This is a genomic window from Brevibacterium gallinarum (assembly GCF_014836885.1).
In the GTDB taxonomy this organism is placed as follows: domain Bacteria; phylum Actinomycetota; class Actinomycetes; order Actinomycetales; family Brevibacteriaceae; genus Brevibacterium; species Brevibacterium gallinarum.
Genome location: NZ_JACSPY010000008.1, coordinates 83903 through 105377, shown reverse-complemented (window position 1 = coordinate 105377; position 21475 = coordinate 83903). Strand labels below are relative to the sequence as shown.

Here is a 21475-nt window from a genome sequence, read left to right as displayed (position 1 = left end):
GCGCCGGCTCACGGAAGGGAACAGACTGTCATGGGGAACAGACAGTGATCAGGGAAGCAGGTCCTTGATGTCGTCGACGAGGATGTCGGCCTCCGGGCCGACGACGACCTGGACGATCTCGCCCTGGGCGACCACACCGAACGCACCGGCGGCCTTGAGCGCGCCCTCATCGACCTGGCTGCCGTCCTCGACCTCGACGCGCAGGCGGGTGATGCAGGCCTCGATGTCCTCGATGTTGTCCGCCCCGCCGAGGCCGGCGACGATCTGCTCTGCCTTGTCCATCTGTGACTCCTCTGTCGTAGGTGTGGGTGCCCCGATGCGGTCCCCGCCCCGGGCCTCGTGTGTTTCAGTCTACGACCGTTGACGTCACCGGCGGCGCATCCGCGCAGCTGAGACCCACCGGTTCGCACCACCCGCGTTCTGCCGCACCAGGCGGGCGCTCACCTCGAAGGGAAGGACAGCGATGTCTACCGCAACAGCCTCCGGCGCAGGCAAGAAGAAGCGCCACATTCCCGGTTTCGCGCAGCTCCAGCGCGTCGGCCGCTCCCTCATGATGCCCATCGCCGTGCTCCCAGCGGCCGCGCTGCTGCTGCGCTTCGGCCAGCCGGACATGCTCGGCGCCGACGGCCTGGCGCAGTTCGCCTCTTGGCTGCAGCCGGTCGCCGATGTGCTCGCAGCCGCCGGCGGGGCGCTGTTCGACAACCTGGCGCTCATCTTCGCCGTCGGTGTGGCGATCGGCTTCGCGAAGAAGGCCGACGGGTCGACCGCGCTGGCCGCCGTCGTCGGCTTCCTGGTGCTCGACAACGTATTCACGGCCCTCGCCCCGACGTTCGGCGCCCCGGGCGGCGACGGCGAGAACGTCATCAACTACGGCGTGCTCGCCGGCATCATCGTCGGCATCGTCGCGGCGGTGCTGTACCAGCGCTACTACCGCATCAAGCTGCCGACTTACCTCGGGTTCTTCGGCGGGCGGCGCTTCGTGCCGATCATCACCGCTGTCGCGGCGATGATCACCGGTGTCATCATGGCGATCATCTACCCGCTCTTCGATGTGCTCATCAACAAGGGCGTGGGCGGATTCCTCATGGAGCACGGCTCGAACCCGGCCACCGGCTTCATCTTCGGCACCATCAACCGGCTGCTGATCCCCTTCGGCCTGCACCATCTGCTCAACAACCTGCCGTGGTTCCAGCTGGGATCGTGCACGAACGCCGACGGCCAGACGATGCACGGTGACATCACCTGCTTCTTCAACGGCGTCGACGGGACTGCCGACTGGACCGGCTCGTTCATGACCGGGTTCTTCCCGATCATGATGTTCGCGCTGCCGGCAGCCGCGCTGGCGATCTACCACACCGCGCACAAGTCCCGCCGCAAGCTCGTCGGCGGCATCATGATCTCGGTGGCGCTGACCGCCTTCATCACCGGCATCACCGAGCCGCTGGAGTACGCCTTCGCCTACGTCGCGTTCCCGCTCTACGCCGTGCACGCGGTGCTCACCGGCACCTCGCTGGCGCTGGTGAATGCGCTGGGCATCAAATCCGGGTTCGGGTTCTCCGCCGGGGCGATCGACTATCTGCTCAACATGGGCCGGGCCGCGGAGCTCTCCGGCGGGTTCCTGCCGGTGCTGCTGCTCATCGTCATCGGCCTGGGTTATGCGGCGGTGTACTACTTCCTGTTCCGGTGGGCGATCGTGAAGTTCAACCTCCACACGCCCGGCCGTGAAGAGGAGGGCGACGCCGGTGAGGGCGCGCCGTCGGTCTTCGATGAGGCGCAGGAGGCCGCCGCCGAGTCCACCGGCAAGACACGGGCAGAGAAGGAAGGCAGGCAGTAGGGCCTGAGCTGCTCCACAGAGCTGCTCGATAGAGCGGCTCCACAAAGCGGCTCCCCAGGGCTGCTGAAGAAAAGTTTGCAAAGTTGTTCACGGTTTCGGCATTGGAAACCGTGAACAACTTTGCAAACTCTTTCGGCCCAGGGCGAGGACAGCGCGGTATGCGCGCCTGCAGGGACCTTCAGTTCACTTCGCGGTTGTGCCGCAGCGCGACATCCAGCCACGCGGCCAGGCCCTCGTCGTCCTCGACTGCGGCGGCATCGACTTCGATCCAGCCGGGCCCCATTTCGCGATCAGCCCCCATAGTGGCTCGGCGGGCGCCGGGCCGAGTGAGAAGCTCTGCGTGCTGCGCCGCATCCACCCGCACCAGCAGGCCGCCGGACTTGAGCGCGCTGACGGCCAGCTTCTCGTTGACCATGAAGGACCGGCCGCCGAACATCGAGACCTCGCGCAGCACGGGTTGGTCTGTGAGCAGGTGCCTCAGCCGTTCGACGAGTGATTCCTGTTCCGGGGTCATGAGGGGCTCCGTTCGAGCGTGGAAGGAGGGCCAGCAGAGATGCGGTCAGCGGAGGAACAGACGGTGCGTCTGGGTATGAGAAGAGCCCCCTGTCAGACTCGAACTGACGACCTTCGCTTTACAAGAGCGGTGCTCTACCAACTGAGCTAAGGAGGCGTGCTCACCGCAGTGAGCCTAAGACAGTGTAGAACATCGGCCTGCCGTCCGCCACGCACGCCCGCTTCCGCACCCCGTTCGTCTCGGCACCAGCACGCAGAGACGCACCCACTGACGACTGACGCCCACCGGGCACGGAATCCGTGGCCTGCGGAATCCGTGACCTGGCGGGCGTCTGCCAGCTGAGGCTATCGGGTGATCAGTTGCCGCCGGCGGCGCGCAGCACCTCAAGCGGGAACTTCTGCGGATCCTGTTCGCTCCACGACTGCGTCTCCTGGCCGTTGATGAGCACGCGCGGGGTGCCGGAGAGTCCGCGGTCGTCGAACGCAGCCTGCGTCTCCTTCTCCACGGACTTCGCGAAGGCCTGTTCGGTGATGCAGCTGCGCACGTCCGAAGCGTCGGAGTCCTCGGGAGCCACGGCTGCGCTGACGTCGACGCCGGCTTCCTCAGCGATCGAGATGATCTGGTCGTCCTCCATGCCCTCGGCGCCCTCCTGCGGCTGCTGGGCGAACATCGCCATGACGAAGTCCGAGTATCCCTGCACCTGGCCGGAGTCGGCGACGCAGGCTGCGGCGTTGGCGGAGCGGGTGGAGAACTTGTTGCCGCCTGAGGCGTTGTCGAGGAACGCGACCGGCGCGTACTGCAGGGCGATCTTGCCGTCCTCGACGAGTTTGTTCAGCGTTTTGCCGTGGGTGTCCTCGAAGGCCTTGCAGGCCGGGCACTGGAAGTCGAAGTAGACGGTCACCACGGCGGCGTCGGAGCCGAGCGGGGACTCAGCGATCGGCGGCGGCGGATTCTCGCCGGGGTCCTCGATGCCGGGTGCGGTGTAGGCCTTGAGCTCGTCGCCGTCCTTGGCCACGGTCATCGTGCCCTGGGCGTAGTTGCGTGGGCCGGCCACCGGCTGCAGGCTCTGGAAGATGAGGAAGCCGACGACGGTGATGAAGGCGACGACGACGATGCCGACCGAGGTGAAGAGGATCGTCTTGGCCTTCTTCTCCCGCCGTGCGTCGTTCTCTGCGATCTGCCGGGCCTTCTCGCGCGCTGCCTGTCGGCGGTCGGCGGCCGATGAGTTCTTCGCCATGTTTCCTCACGTGATGTCGGTCGCTGCGCGGGCTTCGGCGCAGGGGCTTACTGGTTCGAGGGCTATCTTAGATCCTCGGCCATCCTACGGGGTTCAGCCGTTCTTCAGGGCATCCGCTCCCGAGGCGGTGGCTGGGTCTTAAAGTTCAGAGGCGCGCGGGATGAGCTCGAGTGGGTTGAAGGTCAGCGGCCACCAGGTGACGCCTGCGGTGGAGAGGATGACGCTGATAGCCATGACGAACAGCAGCGCGAGCACCCCGAACATGATCCATTCGCCGGTGCGGTTGCGGGCGATCGAGGTGAGTGCAGCCCGAGAGCCGACGCGCAGGTTCGCCGAGCCCGGCCCGAACCACAGCACGAGCGCATAGGACAGCCCAGCTGCCCACAGGGTCCATTCGAAGGACCGGCCTGAGGGGATGATCCCGGCGATGTCGAGGCGCATGAGCACCGCGACGGCAACGAAGGCGATGGCCGGCAGGATCATCGAGAACAGCGAGGTGAACAGCGACCGGAACAGCGCGCCGGGCAGGCTGGCGATCGAGGACCACACTGACACGCCGGAGGGACCGTCGTTGAACTGCCGCCAGTTGCGCACCTGCGCCATCGATCCGGTGGTGCGGGCGGCGACCTGCCACAGGTAGGAGGCGATGAGCATGATGATCGGCCCGAGCGCTACGAGCGTGACGGCCAGCAGGTTGAGCATGAGCAGCGGCCAGGCCCCGCCGAGGCGCTGCGGGCGCGGCGGGCCGGGCGGGCGCAGCTGCTGGGGCTGCCAGGGCTGTTCGGCCGGCACCGGGGCACCGGCGTGCTGGTAGGGCTCGACCTGCTGGTGCGGCTGGGGGCGCGGGTCGATGCCGAGCGGGCCGTAGGCCGGCGGTGAGCCGACGGCGGCGTGTGCCGGGCCCGAGGCGTGTGCCGGGCCCGAGGCATGTGCCGGCCCCGAGGCGTGGGCTGGGCCGGATCCGGCCGGCTGGCTGCCCTGCATGTGGCCGGGCTGGCTGCCGTAGGGGGCTGCTCCCCCGTAGACGCTGCCGCCGGGTGTGCCGGGTGAGGGCTGAACCGGCTGCGGGCGGCCGCCGGGGGCGTTGCCGTGGCGGGGCACCCCGTGCTGGTCGGGGCGGTGGCCGGCGAAGCCGCCGGCCTGGAAGCCCTCCATGCCGCCGGGCTCGCCGCCGAGCTGGTAGGCGCCACCGGGTCCGGTGCGGCCCATCGGGCCGGTCGGCGGGGCCAGCGGGTCATGGGCTGCCCCGGCTGCGGCAGCGGCAGCGGCGGCTCCTGCCGCGCCGACGGCGGGCAGGTCGACCCGGGTGCCGCCGGTGTCGCCGCGGCCGGGTCCGGCTGCATGGCGGGGGCTGCCGAATGCCGGCAGCTGCCCGGATTCGATGTCGACGAGGGCGTCGAGGATCATGGCTCCCGATGGCCGCCGCTCGGGTTTGGGGTCGAGGCAGGCCTGCAGCAGCGGCACGAACAGCTCCGGTGCCCCTTCGAGGTTGTACCGGCCGGTGGCCACGCGTCCGAGCACCGCCTCGAGCGGGCCGGAGCCGTACGGGTTGCGGCCGGTGGCCGCGAACGCCATCGTCGCCGCCCACCCCCACCAGTCGGTCTTCTCGCTGGCTTCGCGGCCGTCGGCGATCTCGGGGCTGAGATAGCCCGGGGTGCCCATGACGAGGCCGGTGGCGGTGACCTTGACCTCGTCGGCGGCCTGGGCGATGCCAAAGTCGATGACCATCGGCTCACCGTCCATGATCATGACGTTGGCAGGCTTGAGGTCACGGTGGATGACGCCTGCTTCGTGCACGGCGTTGAGCGCATCGAGCAGCGCATGGCCGAAGTGGACGAGCTCGTCTTCGGCGAACGGGCCGTTGTCGCGCACATCGTCGGACAGCGTCTGCCCGTCGACGAACTCGGTGATGATGAACGGCTGGGCGGTCTCAAGTTCGGCGTCGAGGACCGCTGCGATCCGCGGATGCTTGATCCGCCTCAGTGTCCGCACCTCGCGGGCGAGCCGCTTGCGGGCGGTCTCGTCGTTGGCGATGTGCGCGTGCAGCACTTTGACGGCGACCGGGTTGTTCTCAGCATCCACCCCGAGGTGGACGACGCCCATGCCGCCGGAACCGAGTTCATTCAGCAGCCGATAGCCGCCGAGTTCCTGTACTGCCACTCAACCCAGGTTAGCTGAGGCGGTAGAGTTTCTCATGAGGATCGAGTGCTGATAGGAGTAACGTGATTCACACCTCCGCCCCTTTGGAAGCTCGTTCAACCCTGGTGGCTCCGCCGGAGGACGGGGCCGACTTCATCGTCGTGGCCAACCGGCTCCCGGTGGACCGCGACACCTCGGGTGAGACGCCGTCCTGGCGCACCTCACCTGGTGGTTTGGTCACCGGCGTCGCCCCGGTCATGCAGACCCACAAGGGTGCCTGGATCGGCTGGGCCGGAGTGGCCGATGAGGAATTCGATCCGTTCGACATCGACGGCATGCACCTCGTGCCGGTGCCGCTGAGCTCGGAGGAAGTCCGCCGCTACTACGAAGGCTTCTCCAATGCCACGCTGTGGCCGCTGTACCACGACGTGATCGTGCCCCCGGAGTTCCACCGCACCTGGTGGAACAGCTACCGGACGGTCAACCGGCGCTTCGCCGAGGCGGTGGCGCGCACCGCCTCGGAAGGGGCGACGGTGTGGGTGCACGACTATCAGCTGCAGCTGGTGCCCTATCTGCTGCGCGGCATGCGCCCGGACGTGCGGATCGGCTTCTTCAACCACATCCCGTTCCCGCCGTGGGAGATCTTCGCGCAGCTGCCGTGGCGCGCGCAGATCCTGCGCGGCCTGCTCGGCGCCGACCTCATCGGCTTCCAGCGTCCGGCCGATGCCCAGAACTTCCGCCGTGCCGTGCGCATCTGCCTGGGCCTGCCGAGCTCGGGCAACCTCGTGAAGATCCCGGCGGCGGAGGACCCGGCCAGCGAGCTGGGCGATACGACGACGATCACGCGCACCGCCGAGGCCAGTGCGTTTCCGATCTCGATCGACACCGAGCATCTGGCCCAGCTCGCCCGCGACCCGCAGATCTGCGCCCGGGCCAAGGAGATCCGCGCCGAGCTCGGCAACCCGGAGACGATCCTGCTCGGTGTCGACCGGATGGACTACACCAAGGGCATCCGCCACCGGCTCAAGGCCTACGGCGAGCTGTTCAACGACGGTGTGCTCGATCCGGGCACGGTGACTCTGGTGCAGATCGCGACCCCGAGCCGTGAGCGCATCGACCAGTATCAGCAGATCCGCACCGATGTGGAGCTGGCGGTCGGCCGGATCAACGGCGAGTACTCCGGGATGGGGCATCCGGTCATCCACTACTTCCACCACTCCTATCCGCGCGATGAGATGACCGCGCTCTACATCGCCGCCGACGTCATGCTCGTGACCGCCCTGCGCGATGGCATGAATCTGGTGGCCAAGGAGTACGTCGCCTGCCAGACCGATGACGACGGAGTGCTCGTGCTCTCCGAGTTCGCCGGTGCTGCCGAACAGCTGACCCAGGCGGTGATGGTGAATCCGCATGACATCTCCGGGCTCAAGTCCCGCATCGCCGCAGCGGTGACGATGGATCCAGGTGAGAAGCGCGCCCGCATGCGCGCCATGCGCGAAAGCCTCGCCGAGGAGGACGTGCGCGCCTGGTCCGATGCGTTCCTCACCCGCCTCCAGCAGACCGACCGGGCCGGCCAGGCCGAGGCGGCAGCCCTCATGCGCACCGACCAGCACCCGACCGACGCCGATGCCCAGCCGGATTCCGCACCCGGGTACTCCTCCCCGGAGGACATCGACATCACCGCACTGGCAGCGGCCGACCGGCTGCTCGTCGGCCTCGACTTCGACGGGGTCATCGCCCCGCTGGTCGACAATCCGATGGACGCCGCGCCGCTGCCGGCCTCGGCTGCCGCGGCCGAGGCGCTGGCTGCTGATCCGAACACGGTGGTCGGCTACATCTCCGGGCGCAACCTCTCGGTGCTCAAGCAGCTGTCGAACGCACCCGAGGGCGCGATCTTCATCGGCTCGCATGGGGTGGAGAGCGATTTCAGTGCGATCGGCGGTGAGGACATCGGTGCTGTCGACGGCCGCCGCTCCGGCGGCAATCCGGCCGCGGGCACCTACGCGAGCGGGCCGAGCAATGATGAGCAGGCGCTGCTCGATGAGCTCGATGCCGCCTTCACCGACATCCGCACCCGCACCCCGGAGGAGGGCCACGGGCTGCTGCGCATCGAGCGCAAGCCGCTCGGGCGGACCTTCCATACCCGCGGATGCTCCGATAACCGCACCGCCTTCTATGCCACCGAGCTCGAGGCGCTGGCCAAGCGGCTGGGCCAGCTGCGGTTCCTCACCGGGCACGAGATGTTCGAGTTCGCGCTGCGCCACCAGACCAAGGGCAACGGACTCGAGCGGATGATCCGCCAGACCGGTGCGACTGCCGCGCTCTACATCGGCGATGACCGCACGGATGAGGATGCCTTCAAGAAGCTGCGCACCTACCCGGAGGACTTCCCGCGGCTGTCGATCAAGGTCGGGCCCGCCGGCACCGCCGCCGAGGTGCGCCTCCAGTCCCCCGATGACGTCGCCGTGTTCCTCGGCCGGCTCGCCGCCGCCCGCGCCGGCCGCTGAGCGGAGACCCGCGCAGGACGCTGAAGGACGGGCCGGGCGGCGCGATGCGCAGCTGCGGCGTTGCGATGCGCAGCCGCGGCGCGCTCGATGCCAGGAGACTCAGCGCCGGCCGATGGCCCGTTCGGAGGCCCGGAGCACGAGTTCGGGGCTGACGCGGTAGTCCGGCAGCCGGGGTGTACGCCCGCTGCCGGCCCCGGGCCCAGCAGCTCCTGCCCCATCGGCGCTGGCGCGCATGAGCCGTTCGAGTTCGCGCAGCGCAGCCTCGGCCAGGGCGGCCCAGTCGAAGGTCACCTGTGACATCGGCGGGTGGATCACCTCGGCGTCGGGCATGTCCCCGACCGTCAGCAGCGAGAAGTCCTGCGGCACCGCCAGGCGCAGCCGGCGGGTCGATTCGAGGAATCCGAAGGTGATCGCCGGGGCGCAGCTGATCGCTGCCGAGCACTGCGCCTCCAGCAGATCATCGGCGGCCTGCGAACCGGCGAGGATCCCCGGCCCGGCGACCACGACGGGAGCCTGGTCGCGGGTGGCGGGGATGTGCAGCACATCGGCCATCGCCCGCCGAAACGCACTCACCCGGGTGGAGGCCGCCGAGTCCTCAGGCACGACGAGCCCGATGCGCCGGTGACCGAGGTGGATGAGGTGGCGGACTGCGGTGCGGATGCCCTCCCCGGAGTCGAGGACGAGCTGGGCGAAGCCTGCGTGCCGGGCGTTGGAGACGCGGATGACCGGCACCCCGTGGGCGGCGAGCCGCTGCGCCTCGGGACCGGCCGAACCGCCGCCGAGCACCACCGCGCCGGCGACGCCGAAGGACTCGAGCACCTCGGCGGCCGAGGCGAGATCCGGGCCGGTCTGGATGCGCACGGCCACCCAGCCGAGGGCGAAGATCCGCTCGACGATCTCCAGGTAGAGGCTTTCGAACGGGTCGACGTCACCGGCGAGCGGGGCGGCGTGCACGACGGCGATGACAGTGCCGGTCCGGGCCGCCTCCTCCCCGTGCCGCACCCCGAGCGTGCCGAGTGCCACGGCGACGGCACGGCGGGCGGCTGCTGAGGTGCCGGGCTGCTCTCTGAGCACCCGGGAGACCGTGGAGACCGACAGCCCGGAGGCCGCGGCGATCTGCTTGAGCGAGATGTCCGAGCGCATCAGGTCCTCGCCGCCGCAGTCGACTGGCGGGCCAGGAGCCTCGGGCGCAGCGTCGGCGGGACCGAGGCGAGCTGCCGACCGGGCAGGCCGAGCACGCTGCGCACCCCTGCGGCGAGCGCCTCGGCCAGCGCCTGATTGTCCAACCGGAGCACGGTGGCCGGCGGGTTCGTGTAGCGCATCGTCGAGAAGTCCCCGAACCCCACCACGGACAGGTCGCGCGGGATCGCCAGGCGCCGGCGGCGGACGGCGGCGAAGACGCCGTGCAGCTGCAGAGCGGATTGGACGATGACAGCCGTGCAGGTGGCGTCGCGCAGCTGGGTGGCTGCTGCGATGCCGCCGGAATGGGACTTCGGGACGGCGGCGATCCACTCATCGAGCCGGTCGGTGACATCGCGCATCGGATGCTCGCGCCGGAACCGGTTCTTCAGCTGCTCTGCCAGCGCACCGGAGTCGTTGCACACCAGGCCGATGCGTCGGTGGCCGAGCGCATGCAGGTGCTCGAACGCCAGGCTCATCCCACCGGACAGGTCGACCCTGGCGGCGATCCGCTCAGCGTCGACAGCCCGGCCGGCTCCTGCCTCGGGACCCGCCCTGCCCGTGCCCGAGGCGGAACCGGCGCTGCCCGTGCCCGAGGCGGGGCTCACCTCGGGCCCGGCGGTCGCGGTGGGCCAGGCGGCGGTCGCCTCGGCGAAGCGGACGACCGGGACGTCGACGTCGAGCGGGGTGAAGGTCGGTGTGACGACAAGCGCGGCGCCGGCGTCGATGCAGGCGCGGACCTCGGCGATGTCCTCATCGAGGAACGGAGTGGCGGCGATGATGCCGGCGTCCTGGAGCTGCATCGACAGCGAGCGGCACACCTCGATCTGCCAGTGCTCCGGCTGGGCCGGTGCGCACACGGCCACAAGCCGGGCCGCCTGACGGTGCAGCAGGGTCGAGCGGTCGTAGCCGAGGTCCCGCACGGCGTCGAGCACCCGGGTGCGGGTCGCCGCGGCGACGGTGCCGCGGCCGCCGAGCACCCGCGAGACCGTCGTGACCGACACGCCCGCCGCCTCGGCGACATCCTCCAGCCGAACTCTCATAGCGCCAGTCTACGGCGGGCGCGCTGGCAACAGCGGCGGCCCGGGAAGGGGTTTCGCTACGATGGAAGCGCAGCTGCGGTCGCCGCCGCCTGGCGGCCGGCTGGCGTGCGGGAGGACACGTGAAGATCCACGTCGATCAGTTCACTGAGCTCGTCGAGGCGCTGCCGTGGGATGTGCCGCTGGCGCGGTGGAAGCCCGAGCTGCTCATCGGCCTGCCGCGCGGCATCTCCCGGCATGTGGTGCGCTTCGTCGAGTTCGAGGGCACGATCCTGGCGGTCAAAGAGACCCAGGATGCGATCGCGGTGCGCGAATACGAGCTGCTCACCGCGCTGGCCGATCTCGACGCGCCTGCTGTGCGGCCGCTGGGGTACGTCACCGGGCGCACCGATGCCGACGGCCAGCCGCTGCCCGGGGCGCTGCTGACCCCGCACCTGTCGTATTCGCTGCCGTTTCGCGATCTGTGCGGCAAGTCCGTGCCCCCGCAGATGGCCGACCTGCTCGTCGACGCCCTCGCAGTGCTCATCGTCAGACTGCACCTCGTCGGGTTCTTCTGGGGTGATGTGTCGCTGTCGAACACGCTGTTCCGCCGCGATGCCGACGCGCTGGCCGCCTATCTCGTCGACGCCGAGACCGGGGAGCTGCACGACTCGCTGTCAGCCGGGCAGCGCAGCCACGACCTCGACCTGGCGCGCACGAACATCGCCGGGGAGTTCCTCGACCTGCAGGCCGGCGGGCTGGCCGACCCGGATGTCGATCCGATGGCGATGAGCAACCGGCTCAGCGAGCGCTACGACGAGCTGTGGGCCGAGCTCACTGCTGCTGAGGCGTTCAACATGTACGAGCGCTGGCGCATCGACCAGCGCATCGAAAGGCTCAACGAGCTCGGCTTCGACTTAGGCGAGCTGACGGTCACGACCGACCTTGACGGCGTCACCACCCGCATCGAACCCAAAGTCGTGGCGCCGGGGCACTTCCAGCGCCGGCTCAGGCGGCTGACTGGAATCGACGCGGAGAAGCAGCAGGCCCGCCGGATGCTCAACGACCTCGATGTCTACCGGGCGGCGAAAGGGCTCGATGATGAGGCCGAGGTGATCGTCGCCGAGCGCTGGCTGGCCGATGTCTACCGGCCGGTGCTCGAGGCGATCACCGATGAGTACAGCGGCCGGCTGGAGCCGCCGCAGGTGTTCCACGAGTTCCTTGACCATCGCGCGGAGATGTCGGAGACCGCTGGCCGGGATGTCTCCACGCCCGAGGCGGTGGCCGCCTACCGCGATGAGAAGCTCGCCCACTACCCGCGCGAGGCCCACCTGTTCCGCGATCCGGACACCGCAGTGCTGCGCCGGCTCGCAGAGGCAGAATCAGCCCAGGCAGACCCTGAGCTGGCAGAATCAGCGCAGGCCGGCCCTGAACCGGCAGACCCTGAGCCGGCAGAGTCCGGGCAGGTGCCGCCTGAGACGCCGGAACCGCCGGCTGCCGCAGATGAGACGAGAGAAGAACCCCGATGAGCGCATTGCCCCGCATTCCCGACCTGTTCGACCTGACCGGGCGCACCGCCGTCGTCGTCGGCGCCGCCTCGGGCCTGGGCCAGGCCTCAGCTCTCGGGCTGGCCGACGCCGGTGCCCACGTCGTGTGCGCTGACCTCGACCTCACCGGCGCCGAGGCAACAGCCATGATCATCGAACAGCGCGCCGGCAGCGCCGCAAGCGCCGTCGAACTCGACATCACCTCGACGGCGGCTGTCGACGCCCTCGTTGAGCGTTTCCCCGCTGCCGAGGTGCTCGTCATGACCCCGGGCATGAATGTGCGCAAGCGGATGGTCGAGACGACCGATGACGAGTTCGACCGGGTCATCGACATCAACCTCAAGGGCACCTATCGGCTCATGCGCGGCTTCGGCCGTGAGATGGCCAGCCGGCAGCGCGGCTCGATCATCACATTCGCCTCCTTCCGCGCGATCGTCGTCGAACCCGGGCAGGGGATCTACGCCGCCGCCAAGGCCGGGGTCGTGCAGCTGACGAAGACGCTGGCCAGCGAGCTCGGCACCGCAGGCGTGCGGGTCAACTCGATCCTGCCCGGACCGTTCGAGACCCCGCTGACCGAGCAGATCAAGTCCGATGAGGAGTGGTGGGACGCCTACGCCCAGAAGGCCGCGCTCGGCCGCTGGGGCCTGCTGCACGAGATCGCAGGACCGGTGCTGTTCCTCGCCTCGGACGCCTCCAGCTACGTCACCGGGCACTCGCTGCTCGTCGACGGCGGCTGGATGGCCCAGGACGGACGCTTCACCCCACGCGTGTGACACCTCGGGGCCGGCCGCTACGACCTATGTCTCGCCTGCTGGGACACAGGCGGCGGCAGGCGGTCGACGGCGATATACCTGACCGAAGCCAACGCGGACGGCGGCAGCGGACATGATCTGCACGCGCTGCCGGATCGCGCACATCCGCCGACAAGGATCACCCGCCGATGACGATGCCCCCATCCTCCGCGCCGACCGCAGCCGACGCCGAACTGCGCAGGCGGACCCTGCGCAAGGTCGCCCTGCGTCTCACCCCGTTCCTCGGTCTGCTGTACTTCATCAACTACCTCGACCGGACCAACATCGGCTTCGCCGGGCCCAACGGCATGAACGACGAGCTGGGCCTGACCCAGACGATGTTCGGCCTGGCCTCCGGTGTGTTCTTCATCGGCTACCTGCTGCTGGAGATCCCCTCGAATCTCGCGCTGCACAAGTTCGGTGCGCGACGCTGGATCGCCCGCATCCTCGTCACCTGGGGCATCGTCGCCGCGCTCATGGCGTTCGTGCCGGCCGGGACGTGGCTGGGGCTCGGCGGCGAGTGGTGGCTCGTCATCCTGCGGGTGCTGCTCGGCATCGCCGAGGCCGGATTCTTCCCGGGCATCATCCTGTACCTGACATTCTGGTTCCCCAAGCGGGAGCGGGCGAAGGCGATCTCGTTCTTCATGCTCGCCATCCCGGCCTCCTCGGTGCTGGGTGCGCCGCTGTCGGCCTGGCTCATCGAGCACGGCGAGGGCCTGCTGTGGGGTATGTCCGGCTGGCGCTTCATGTTCCTCATCGAGGGTCTGCCGGCGGTGCTGCTGGGCTTCATCTGCTGGTTCTTCCTCACCGACCGCCCGCACGATGCGAAGTGGCTGGCCGATGACGAACGCGCCTGGCTCAAAGCCGAGATGGACCGCGAGGAGGAGGAGACCGCTGCGACCTACCATGTGCCGCTGCGCACCTCGCTGACCAGCGGTCGGGTGTGGGCGCTGGCGTTCGTGTACTTCGGCGTGGTCTACGGCCTGTATGCCATCAGCTTCTTCCTGCCGACGATCATCGGCGGATTCCAGGAGCGCTTCGGCGTCGAGTACTCGCTCATGGAACGCGGCCTGCTCACCGCCGTCCCGTTCGCCTTCGCTGCGGTTGCCATGGTGTTCTGGGCCCGCCACGGCGACAAGACCGGCGAGCGCGTCTGGCATGTCGCCCTGCCGACCCTCGTGGCTGCCGCCGTCATCCCGGTGACCTCGTTCGTCAACTCGCCGTTCCTGGCGATGGTGTGCGTGTCGATCTTCGCCTGCGGCGTGATGTGCGCCCTCGCGACCTTCTGGCCGCTGCCCACCGCGTTCCTCTCCGGTGCCGCCGCAGCTGCCGGCGTCGCCCTGGTCAACTCGATCGGCAACATGTCCGGCTTCTTCGCCCCCTACATCACCGGCTTCCTCGCCGACACGACCGGTTCGCAGTCTGCCGGCATGTGGGCGATCAGTGCGGCGATGGTCATCGCAGCGATCATCACCATCTCGCTCGGCGCACTGCCGAAAACCGCCACCCGCACGACGGCCCCGGCGGTGGATCCGCGCAACGTCGACCTGGGCTGAGCTGGGACTGGCCTGGGGCTGACCTGGGTGCGGGCCGGGCACTCGCGTCGATCGTCGTTCAGTGCAGAATCCACGACACTGGATCTTGCACTGAACGGCTACGTTTCGGCCGATTCATAGTCGTTCAGTGCGATATCGACGACGCTGGATATGACACTCAACGCGGTCTGCGGAAGTGGCCGCCGGCTGAACCCCGGCCGGCACGTCGACGTCAGTCGTGCACTTCATGCTCGCTCGTGCATCGTCGATTCCACACGAAAAGCACGCCGCGAGACTCGGAACCGTGCATTTCGTGTCGACTCGAGAGGCGTCGGTTCCACACGAACGACACACTCACGTGTCCGTGCAGGGCAGGGCGATCGGGCAGCGGTCGCTGTGGGCCCTCCTGATCCGCGTCGGGAAGCGTCTCCCGTACCGCCTCCAAGCCCCAGTCCCCAACTCCAAGCCCCAGCTCTAAACCCTCAGCCCCCGGCGAGCCCCTCGGCCCGGCGGGTGCGGGCGACTTCGTAGAGACTCACGGCGGCGGCGACTCCGGCATTGAGGGACTCCATCTGCCCGGCCATCGGGATCGACACGATCTGATCGCAGATGTCGCTGATGAGCCGGGACAGCCCCTTGCCCTCGGACCCGACGACGATGCATACCGGTTCCCGGGCGAGCGCGACCTCGGGCAGTTCGACGTCGCCGTCCATGTCGAGGCCCAGCACGAACACCCCCTGCTTCTTCAGCGCCTGCAGCGCGCGAGCGAGGTTGACGACCTGGGCGACCTGGATCCGCCCGGCGGCACCAGCGGCGGTCTTCCACGCCGAGGCGGTCATGCCGGCAGAACGGCGCTCGGGGATGATCACCCCGTGGCCGCCGAAGGCCGCGGTTGAGCGCACGATGGCGCCGAGGTTGCGCGGGTCGGTGATCCCGTCGAGGGCGACGAGCAGCGGCGTCTCGACAGCCTCGGCGGCTGCCTCCATGAGGTCGTCGGGGTGCGCGTACTCGTAGGCCGGCACCTGTAGGGCGATGCCCTGGTGGACGGCACCGTCGGTGAGCCGGTCGAGATCCATCTTGCCGGCTTCGAGCATCGGGATGCCGCGGTCGGCGGCCAGGGCGATCGCCTCGCGCACCCGGTCGTCGGAGTCGGCCTTGTGGGAGATGTACAGCGCCGTGGCCGGCACGGCCTCGCGCAGCGCCTCGACGACGGAGTTGCGTCCGGCGATGATGTCCGAACCGGGATCCTTGCGCCGCCGCTTGGGCTGGGTGGCCTCTCGCCTGAGCTTGGCCTGCTTGGCCTTGTGCGCCTTGTGGTAGACGCGGTCCTCGGCCTTGGGAGTCGGCCCCTTGCCGGCCAGCTTGCGGCGGCCGTGGCCGCCGGTGCCCTTGGCAGGGCCCTTCTTCGTCGCCATTGCGGCTCCTTCGGTTCGTGTCGGTGGGCTGGGTCGTGCGGCCGGCCTGTCAACTGCGGCTGGCCTGTCACTGCGGCCGGTCTGTCACGGCAGGTCAGCAGCGGTCAGGTGCGGCGCCGGCCGGCGGGCACCTCAGCCCTTGAGGCTGTAGCGGTAGCCGCCGGGGGTGTCCTCCAGCTGCACGCCGGCGCGGGTGAGCAGATCGCGGAGCTCATCTGCGCGCACATAGTCCTTGGCCTGCTTGGCCGCCAGGCGCTGGGTCGCCAGCTCCTCGACGAGCACGCGCAGCCCGGTCTCGGCAGCGCTGTCCGCGCCCGAGGCGGCGGTCCAGTTGGCAGCCAGCGGGTTGATGCCGAGCACATCGAGCATGAGCTCGAGTTCGGCCACGGTGCGGGCGAGCGCCTGCCGGTCGGGGTCACCGGACTCCAGCAGCCGGTAGCCCTCGCCGACGGCGCTGAACGCGACCGAGAGCGCCTTGGGCACCGAGAGGTCGTCGTCCATCGCCGCAGCGAACTCGGCCGGCACCTCGGCGACGCGGTTCTGGTAGCCGTCTGCCACCTCGGGCGCGGGCGGGGCATCGTCGCCGAGGACCTCGCGGGCGCGGGTGAGGAAGTTCTCGAACCGCTCGAGCGCGTTGGCCTGGGCGGTGACGAGGTCTTCGGAGAAGTCGAGGACCGAACGGTAGTGCGCAGTCGAAAGCGCGTAGCGGATGGCGATCGGATCGTGCTCAGCGAGCAGGTCGAGGGCGAAGATCGAGTTGCCCAGTGACTTCGACATCTTGTCCCCGCCGACGTTGAGCAGCCCGGAGTGCATCCAGATGCGGGCGAAGGCGTCGCCGGCGGCATTCGACTGGGCGCGCTCGTTCTCGTGGTGCGGGAAGCGCAGGTCGAGTCCGCCGCCGTGGATGTCGAACTCGGGTCCGAGGTACTTCGTCGACATCGCCGAGCATTCGATGTGCCAGCCGGGCCGGCCGCGTCCCCACGGCGACGGCCACGAGGCGGTGAGCGGATCGCCGTCCTTGTGTGCCTTCCACAAAGCGAAGTCCCGCGGGTCCTTCTTCCCGCGCAGCGGGGCGTCATCGGCTGCGGCCATGTCGTCGAGCTGCTGGTTCGTCAGCGAACCGTAGTCCGGCCAGGACCGCGCATCGAAGTAGACATCAGCGGAGCCGTCGAGGGCCGGATAGGCGTGGCCGGCGGCGATGAGGCGGTCGATGAGCTCGATCATCTCCGTCATGTGCCCGGTGGCCAGCGGCTCATAGGTTGGGCGCAGCACGCCGAGGGCGTCGTGTGCGGCGGTGAATTCCTGGAAGTAGTGGTAGGCGTGAGCCCACCACGGGCGGGACTCCTCGACCGACTTCGCCAGGATCTTGTCGTCGATGTCGGTGACATTGCGCACGAATGTGACGTCGAAGCCGCGGTAAAGCAGCCAGCGGCGCAGCTGGTCGAACACGACCGCAGTGCGCATGTGGCCCAGGTGCGGAGATCCCTGCACGGTGGCACCACAGACGTAGAGGCTGGCCTGACCGTCTGTGACGGGTGCGAAGGGTTCGAGGCGGCGCGTGGCGGTGTTGAAGAGCTGTATGGTCACAGGGCTCAGTCTAGCGATTCGCCGCAAGCGGCGGCCACGGCCGCCCACAGCTCACACCCCGGCCGGCAACAGCGCATGCCCTGGCCACGAGGCGGTGCTGCCCGGACCGGTGTTGGTCGGGCTGACCTCCGGTTATAACTTTTCGGGAGCAAAGGAGCTGTGCCCAGGCTCCAGAGGTGACAAGCACCACGCCTGCGGACTACCTTTAGTGTGAGGTCAATCTCAGCTGTGAGTTTCGTGGGGATCCCTGCGAGCTTCTGGACTGTGAGGGTCATGCCTGACATAAGGCCCCCCGAGTGCACACCGCCGTGCCCCTCACCTGGATCCGAAAGGACATCATGTCGACTAAGTCGCTGCAGCGCGAAGTCTTCCCGACACGGATGGCGTTCATCCTGGCAGCCATCGGTTCTGCCATCGGCCTGGGAAACATCTGGCGCTTTCCATACGTCGCCTTCGAAAACGGAGGCGGAGCCTTCCTCATCCCATACCTCGTCGCGCTTCTGACGGCAGGTATCCCGATCCTGTTCTTCGACTACGTGCTCGGCCACCGCTCGCGGTCCTCGGCACCGATGTCGTTCCGGGTCGTGTCGAAGTCCTTCGAGCCGCTGGGCTGGTTCCAGACCGGTGTGGCCACTGTCATCGGCATCTACTACGCCGTCATCATCGGCTGGGCGCTGAGCTACACGGTGTTCTCGATCACCGAGGCGTGGGGCGATGATGCCGGCACCTTCTTCGAGGCGACCTACCTGCACGCCGGTGAGCTGTCGCTGGGCAATGCCTTCAGCTTCGTGCCCGGCATCCTCATCCCGCTCATCATCGTGTGGGTGATCGTGCTCGGCGTGCTGTTCCTGGGCGTGCAGGGCGGCATCGCGCGGTTCTCGAAGATCTTCATCCCGGTGCTCGTCGTGCTGTTCCTCGCCCTCGTCGTCCGCTCGCTGTTCCTGCCCGGTGCCGTCGACGGCCTCAACGCCCTCTTCACCCCGGACTTCTCCGCTCTGGCGAAGGCCGATGTGTGGGTGGCCGCCTACGGTCAGATCTTCTTCTCGCTCTCGGTCGGCTTCGGCATCATGGTCACCTACGCCGCCTACCTGCGCCGTCGCACGAACCTGACCGGTTCGGGCCTCGTCGTGGCGTTCTCGAACTCCAGCTTCGAGATCCTCGCCGGCGTCGGCGTCTTCGCAGCCCTGGGCTTCATGGCCCACGCTGCCGGCACCGGTGTCGATGAAGTCGCAGCCGGCGGTGTCGGACTGGCCTTCGTCGGCTTCCCGACGCTGATCTCGCAGATGCCCGGCGGGCCGATCTTCGGTGTGCTGTTCTTCCTCAGCCTCGTCTTCGCCGGCCTGTCATCGCTCATCTCGATCATCCAGGTGCCGGTGCAGGCGGTTGCGGAGAAGCTGGGCATCTCCAACCGCACCTCGCTGGCGATCGTCGGCGGCGGCATGGCGCTCGTCTCGCTGCTGACCATGCCGACGGCCACCGGTCTGACCGTGCTCGATGTCGCTGACGCCTTCGCCAACAACATCGGCATCGTCGGCGGTGCACTGCTGGCGATCATCGCCGTGGCCTGGATCAAGCGGTCCACCCCGCTGCTGCGCGATCACCTCAACGCGATCTCCTCGTTCCGCATCGGCAAGATGTGGACGATCGCGCTGACGATCATCACCCCGATCGTGCTGGGCTTCATGCTCGTCCAGCAGATCTGGACCTACGCGACGACCGGCTACACCGAGACCTCAGCCGACATCATCGGCTGGGTGATCATCGCCGTCCTCATCATCGCAGCGGTGGTGCTCTCCGTGCTGCCGTGGCCGCGCGCCTCACAGGAGTTCACCGACCGGGCTGTGGAGGCCAACGATGCTGACACCAAGGCGTACCCGGAGCTGTACACGCCTGCACACATGACCGGCTTCGACGACAACCCCACCACCGGCACCACCGGTGCCGATGCGGCCCGCCGCACGGAAGGAGACAACCGATGACACCTGAAGCAATCATCATGATGGTCCTGGCCCTGTTCATCGTCTGGGGCGGCCTCGTCGCCTCCCTCGTCCACCTCAAGGGACACCCGGACGAGATGGGCCACGACGACATCATCTGATCCGCACACCCTGAGCGCGGCACCAGCCGCCACCGCTGCCGAGGCGCTGGGAACCTGCCATGGTTCCCGACGCCTCGGGCGTGGACAGGGGTTCCTGCCATGGTTCCCGGCGCCTCGGGCATGAGCAGGGGTTTCCTGCCAGGTGAGAACGCACGCGGATATTCCTGCATGCCGCAGACGGGTTCCGTAGACTGACGGATGTACGCATGAGCACGTGTTGATCTCTGCTGAGAAGGAGGCATCATGCCCACCACCGTCAAGGGAATCGTCGCCATGGCCAAGGGGCAGCCGGTCGAGCTGACCGACATCGTCATCCCCGATCCCGGCCCCGGCGAGGTGATCGTCGATGTGAAGTCCTGCGGTGTCTGCCACACTGACTTCCACTACCGCGAAGGCGGGATCGGCGATGACTTCCCGTACCTGCTCGGCCACGAGTCCGCCGGCATCGTCTCCGAGGTCGGCGAGGGTGTCACCAACGTCGAGGTCGGCGACTTCGTCATCCTCAACTGGCGGGCGATCTGCGGTGAGTGCCGGGCCTGCAAGCGCGGCGAACCGTGGTACTGCTTCGACACCCACAATGCCTCCCAGAAGATGACCCTGGCCGACGGCACCGAACTCGAGGCCGCCCTGGGAATCGGGTCGTTTGCCGAGAAGACGCTCGTGGCCGCCGGCCAGTGCACCAAGGTCGATGAGGCCGATCCGGCTGTCGTCGGGCTGCTCGGCTGCGGCATCATGGCCGGCATCGGCGCAGCGATCAACACCGGCGAGGTCACCCGCGGCGACTCGGTGGCCGTCATCGGCTGCGGCGGCGTCGGCTCGGCAGCCGTCGCCGGTGCCCACCTGGCGGGAGCCAGCCCGATCATCGCCATCGACTTCGATGAGCGCAAGCTCGATGCCGCACGTGAGCTCGGCGCGACTGACACGATCTGCTCAAAGGGCATGAGCGAAGACGAACTCGTCGCAGCTGTCCAGGAGCTCACCGGCGGATTCGGCGCCGATGTCGTCATCGACGCCGTCGGCCGTCCCGAGACCTGGCGGCAGGCCTTCTACGCCCGCGATCTGGCCGGCACCGTCGTGCTCGTCGGCGTACCGACCCCGGAGATGGAGCTGAACCTCCCGCTGCTCGACGTGTTCGGCCGCGGCGGCAAGCTCACATCCTCCTGGTACGGCGACTGCCTGCCCGAACGCGACTTCCCGATGCTCACCGAGCTGTACAAGCAGGGCCGCCTGCCGCTGGAGAAGTTCGTCTCAGAACGGATCACCGTTGACCAGGTCGAGGAGGCCTTTGACAAGATGGGACGAGGAGAAGTCCTTCGATCGGTAGTGGAGTTTTCATGAGCGCACGCATTGATCACATCGAGACATCCGGCACGTTCTCGCTTGACGGGGGCACCTGGGATGTCGACAACAACGTCTGGATCGTCGGCGACGACTCCGAGGTCGTCGTCATCGACCCGGCCCACTCGCCCGAGCAGGTCGCCGCGGCCGTCGGCGACCGGAAGGTCACGGCGATCCTGCTGACCCACGGCCACGACGACCACATCCGCGCGGTCGCCGAGACGCAGAAGCTGCTCGGCAGCCCGCCGGTTCACCTCAACCCCGAGGACATGATGCTGTGGGAGATGGTCTATCCGGACCGCAAGCCGGAGAAGCAGCTGGCCGACGGCGAGACGATCACCGTCGGCGGTGCGACCCTGACGGCAATCCACACGCCGGGGCATTCGCCCGGGTCGACGTGCTTCTACATCGCTGATGGGGTCGCCGTTCCCGAGGTGGCCGCTGAGGCCGCCGGGAAGGTCGGAGCCGGTGCCACGAACCCGATCCTCATCTCCGGTGACACCCTGTTCCAGGGCGGACCGGGCGCGACGGGCCGGTCGTATTCGAGCTTCGAGACGATCATCGACTCGATCTCGACCCGGCTGTTCCAGCTGCCGGCCGAGACGGTCGTGCTCACCGGTCACGGGCCGGCCACGGCGATCGGGCTGGAGAAGCCGCATCTGCAGGAGTGGATCGACCGCGGCGAGTGAGCCGCTGACAACACGCACCGCCCGTCGGCAGCGGGCCGACTGACAG

General features: G+C 68.5%; 17 protein-coding genes and 1 tRNA gene. 9 read left to right on the top strand and 9 right to left on the bottom strand.

All coding sequences use genetic code 11. The features are described 5' to 3' along the window. Positions 1–48: 48 nt before the first annotated feature. Entirely contained in the window at positions 49–318 is a 270-nt protein-coding gene (locus H9634_RS09590; protein WP_318245069.1) for a PTS glucose/sucrose transporter subunit IIB, read from the bottom strand. Positions 319–463: 145 nt separating this feature from the next. Here H9634_RS09590 and H9634_RS09585 point away from each other — a divergent pair, with 145 nt between their 5' ends. Further along, positions 464–1834 (top strand): PTS transporter subunit EIIC, encoded by a 1371-nt coding sequence (locus H9634_RS09585; RefSeq protein WP_191726441.1) that lies wholly within the window; start codon positions 464–466, stop codon positions 1832–1834. A 178-nt stretch (positions 1835–2012) separates the two neighbouring features. Here H9634_RS09585 and H9634_RS09580 read toward each other — a convergent pair whose 3' ends face one another. From H9634_RS09580 to H9634_RS09565, 4 genes are all read right to left on the bottom strand, one after another. Beyond that, positions 2013–2348 (bottom strand): TfoX/Sxy family protein, encoded by a 336-nt coding sequence (locus tag H9634_RS09580; RefSeq protein ID WP_191726440.1) that lies wholly within the window; start codon positions 2346–2348, stop codon positions 2013–2015. A gap of 83 nt (positions 2349–2431) precedes the next feature. Further along, positions 2432–2504: transfer RNA gene (locus tag H9634_RS09575), tRNA-Thr, on the bottom strand. 199 nt (positions 2505–2703) lie between these two features. Then, positions 2704–3585: a DsbA family protein gene (locus tag H9634_RS09570; protein WP_175293870.1), complete on the bottom strand. Its 882-nt coding sequence runs from the start codon at positions 3583–3585 to the stop codon at positions 2704–2706. Positions 3586–3723: 138 nt separating this feature from the next. Continuing rightward, on the bottom strand, positions 3724–5745 hold the full coding sequence (locus tag H9634_RS09565) for a serine/threonine-protein kinase (protein ID WP_191726439.1): 2022 nt from the start codon (positions 5743–5745) through the stop codon (positions 3724–3726). A 62-nt stretch (positions 5746–5807) separates the two neighbouring features. Between H9634_RS09565 and H9634_RS09560 the strand changes: the two genes are divergently transcribed. Then, the gene (locus H9634_RS09560; RefSeq protein ID WP_318245062.1) at positions 5808–8231 is read left to right on the top strand and encodes a trehalose-6-phosphate synthase; all 2424 of its coding nucleotides are present in this window, start codon (positions 5808–5810) and stop codon (positions 8229–8231) included. Between the two features lie 99 nt (positions 8232–8330). Here the strand turns inward: H9634_RS09560 and H9634_RS09555 are convergent, their stop codons facing one another. Together H9634_RS09555 and H9634_RS09550 are read right to left on the bottom strand one after the other, a co-directional pair. Next, positions 8331–9374 carry a substrate-binding domain-containing protein gene (locus H9634_RS09555; protein ID WP_191726438.1) on the bottom strand — a complete coding sequence of 348 codons (1044 nt, stop codon included), beginning with the start codon at positions 9372–9374 and terminating at the stop codon, positions 8331–8333. Beyond that, the gene (locus H9634_RS09550) at positions 9374–10453 is read right to left on the bottom strand and encodes a LacI family DNA-binding transcriptional regulator (RefSeq protein WP_191726437.1); all 1080 of its coding nucleotides are present in this window, start codon (positions 10451–10453) and stop codon (positions 9374–9376) included. The genes H9634_RS09555 and H9634_RS09550 overlap by 1 nt, the downstream gene beginning before the upstream one ends. 119 nt (positions 10454–10572) lie before the next feature. On the opposite strand from H9634_RS09550, the gene H9634_RS09545 reads away from it, so the two are divergent. The 3 genes from H9634_RS09545 (at position 10573) to H9634_RS09535 (ending at position 14323) form a co-directional block, all read left to right on the top strand. Next, complete coding sequence (locus tag H9634_RS09545; protein WP_191726436.1) at positions 10573–11958, top strand: DUF4032 domain-containing protein; 1386 nt, start codon at positions 10573–10575, stop codon at positions 11956–11958. Then, a complete protein-coding gene (locus H9634_RS09540) occupies positions 11955–12749 on the top strand; it encodes an SDR family NAD(P)-dependent oxidoreductase (protein WP_175293866.1) in 795 nt (264 codons plus the stop codon). Before H9634_RS09545 ends, H9634_RS09540 begins: the two co-directional genes overlap by 4 nt. 167 nt (positions 12750–12916) lie before the next feature. Beyond that, a complete protein-coding gene (locus H9634_RS09535; protein ID WP_225210788.1) occupies positions 12917–14323 on the top strand; it encodes an MFS transporter in 1407 nt (468 codons plus the stop codon). 461 nt (positions 14324–14784) lie between these two features. Here H9634_RS09535 and rlmB read toward each other — a convergent pair whose 3' ends face one another. Both rlmB and cysS read right to left on the bottom strand, forming a co-directional pair. After that, the gene (rlmB, locus tag H9634_RS09530) at positions 14785–15717 is read right to left on the bottom strand and encodes a 23S rRNA (guanosine(2251)-2'-O)-methyltransferase RlmB (protein ID WP_175293865.1); all 933 of its coding nucleotides are present in this window, start codon (positions 15715–15717) and stop codon (positions 14785–14787) included. 132 nt (positions 15718–15849) lie between these two features. Continuing rightward, entirely contained in the window at positions 15850–17304 is a 1455-nt protein-coding gene (cysS, locus tag H9634_RS09525; protein WP_191726435.1) for a cysteine--tRNA ligase, read from the bottom strand. Between the two features lie 338 nt (positions 17305–17642). Between cysS and H9634_RS09520 the strand changes: the two genes are divergently transcribed. The 4 genes from H9634_RS09520 (at position 17643) to H9634_RS09505 (ending at position 21429) form a co-directional block, all read left to right on the top strand. Then, the gene (locus tag H9634_RS09520; RefSeq protein ID WP_191726434.1) at positions 17643–19283 is read left to right on the top strand and encodes a sodium-dependent transporter; all 1641 of its coding nucleotides are present in this window, start codon (positions 17643–17645) and stop codon (positions 19281–19283) included. Next, positions 19280–19402: a methionine/alanine import family NSS transporter small subunit gene (locus tag H9634_RS09515; RefSeq protein ID WP_175293862.1), complete on the top strand. Its 123-nt coding sequence runs from the start codon at positions 19280–19282 to the stop codon at positions 19400–19402. The genes H9634_RS09520 and H9634_RS09515 overlap by 4 nt, the downstream gene beginning before the upstream one ends. 243 nt (positions 19403–19645) lie before the next feature. Next, positions 19646–20740 (top strand): S-(hydroxymethyl)mycothiol dehydrogenase, encoded by a 1095-nt coding sequence (locus H9634_RS09510; RefSeq protein ID WP_191726433.1) that lies wholly within the window; start codon positions 19646–19648, stop codon positions 20738–20740. Further along, entirely contained in the window at positions 20737–21429 is a 693-nt protein-coding gene (locus H9634_RS09505; RefSeq protein WP_191726432.1) for an MBL fold metallo-hydrolase, read from the top strand. The genes H9634_RS09510 and H9634_RS09505 overlap by 4 nt, the downstream gene beginning before the upstream one ends. Positions 21430–21475: the final 46 nt, after the last annotated feature.

Coding starts and splice junctions, on each gene's coding strand:
- H9634_RS09585 (WP_191726441.1), top strand. CDS start 464: ATGTCTACCGCAACAGCCTCCGGCGCAGGCAAGAAGAAGCGCCACATT.
- H9634_RS09580 (WP_191726440.1), bottom strand. CDS start 2,348: ATGACCCCGGAACAGGAATCACTCGTCGAACGGCTGAGGCACCTGCTC.
- H9634_RS09570 (WP_175293870.1), bottom strand. CDS start 3,585: ATGGCGAAGAACTCATCGGCCGCCGACCGCCGACAGGCAGCGCGCGAG.
- H9634_RS09555 (WP_191726438.1), bottom strand. CDS start 9,374: ATGCGCTCGGACATCTCGCTCAAGCAGATCGCCGCGGCCTCCGGGCTG.
- H9634_RS09550 (WP_191726437.1), bottom strand. CDS start 10,453: ATGAGAGTTCGGCTGGAGGATGTCGCCGAGGCGGCGGGCGTGTCGGTC.
- H9634_RS09540 (WP_175293866.1), top strand. CDS start 11,955: ATGAGCGCATTGCCCCGCATTCCCGACCTGTTCGACCTGACCGGGCGC.
- H9634_RS09535 (WP_225210788.1), top strand. CDS start 12,917: ATGACGATGCCCCCATCCTCCGCGCCGACCGCAGCCGACGCCGAACTG.
- rlmB (WP_175293865.1), bottom strand. CDS start 15,717: ATGGCGACGAAGAAGGGCCCTGCCAAGGGCACCGGCGGCCACGGCCGC.
- H9634_RS09520 (WP_191726434.1), top strand. CDS start 17,643: ATGTCGACTAAGTCGCTGCAGCGCGAAGTCTTCCCGACACGGATGGCG.
- H9634_RS09515 (WP_175293862.1), top strand. CDS start 19,280: ATGACACCTGAAGCAATCATCATGATGGTCCTGGCCCTGTTCATCGTC.
- H9634_RS09510 (WP_191726433.1), top strand. CDS start 19,646: ATGCCCACCACCGTCAAGGGAATCGTCGCCATGGCCAAGGGGCAGCCG.
- H9634_RS09505 (WP_191726432.1), top strand. CDS start 20,737: ATGAGCGCACGCATTGATCACATCGAGACATCCGGCACGTTCTCGCTT.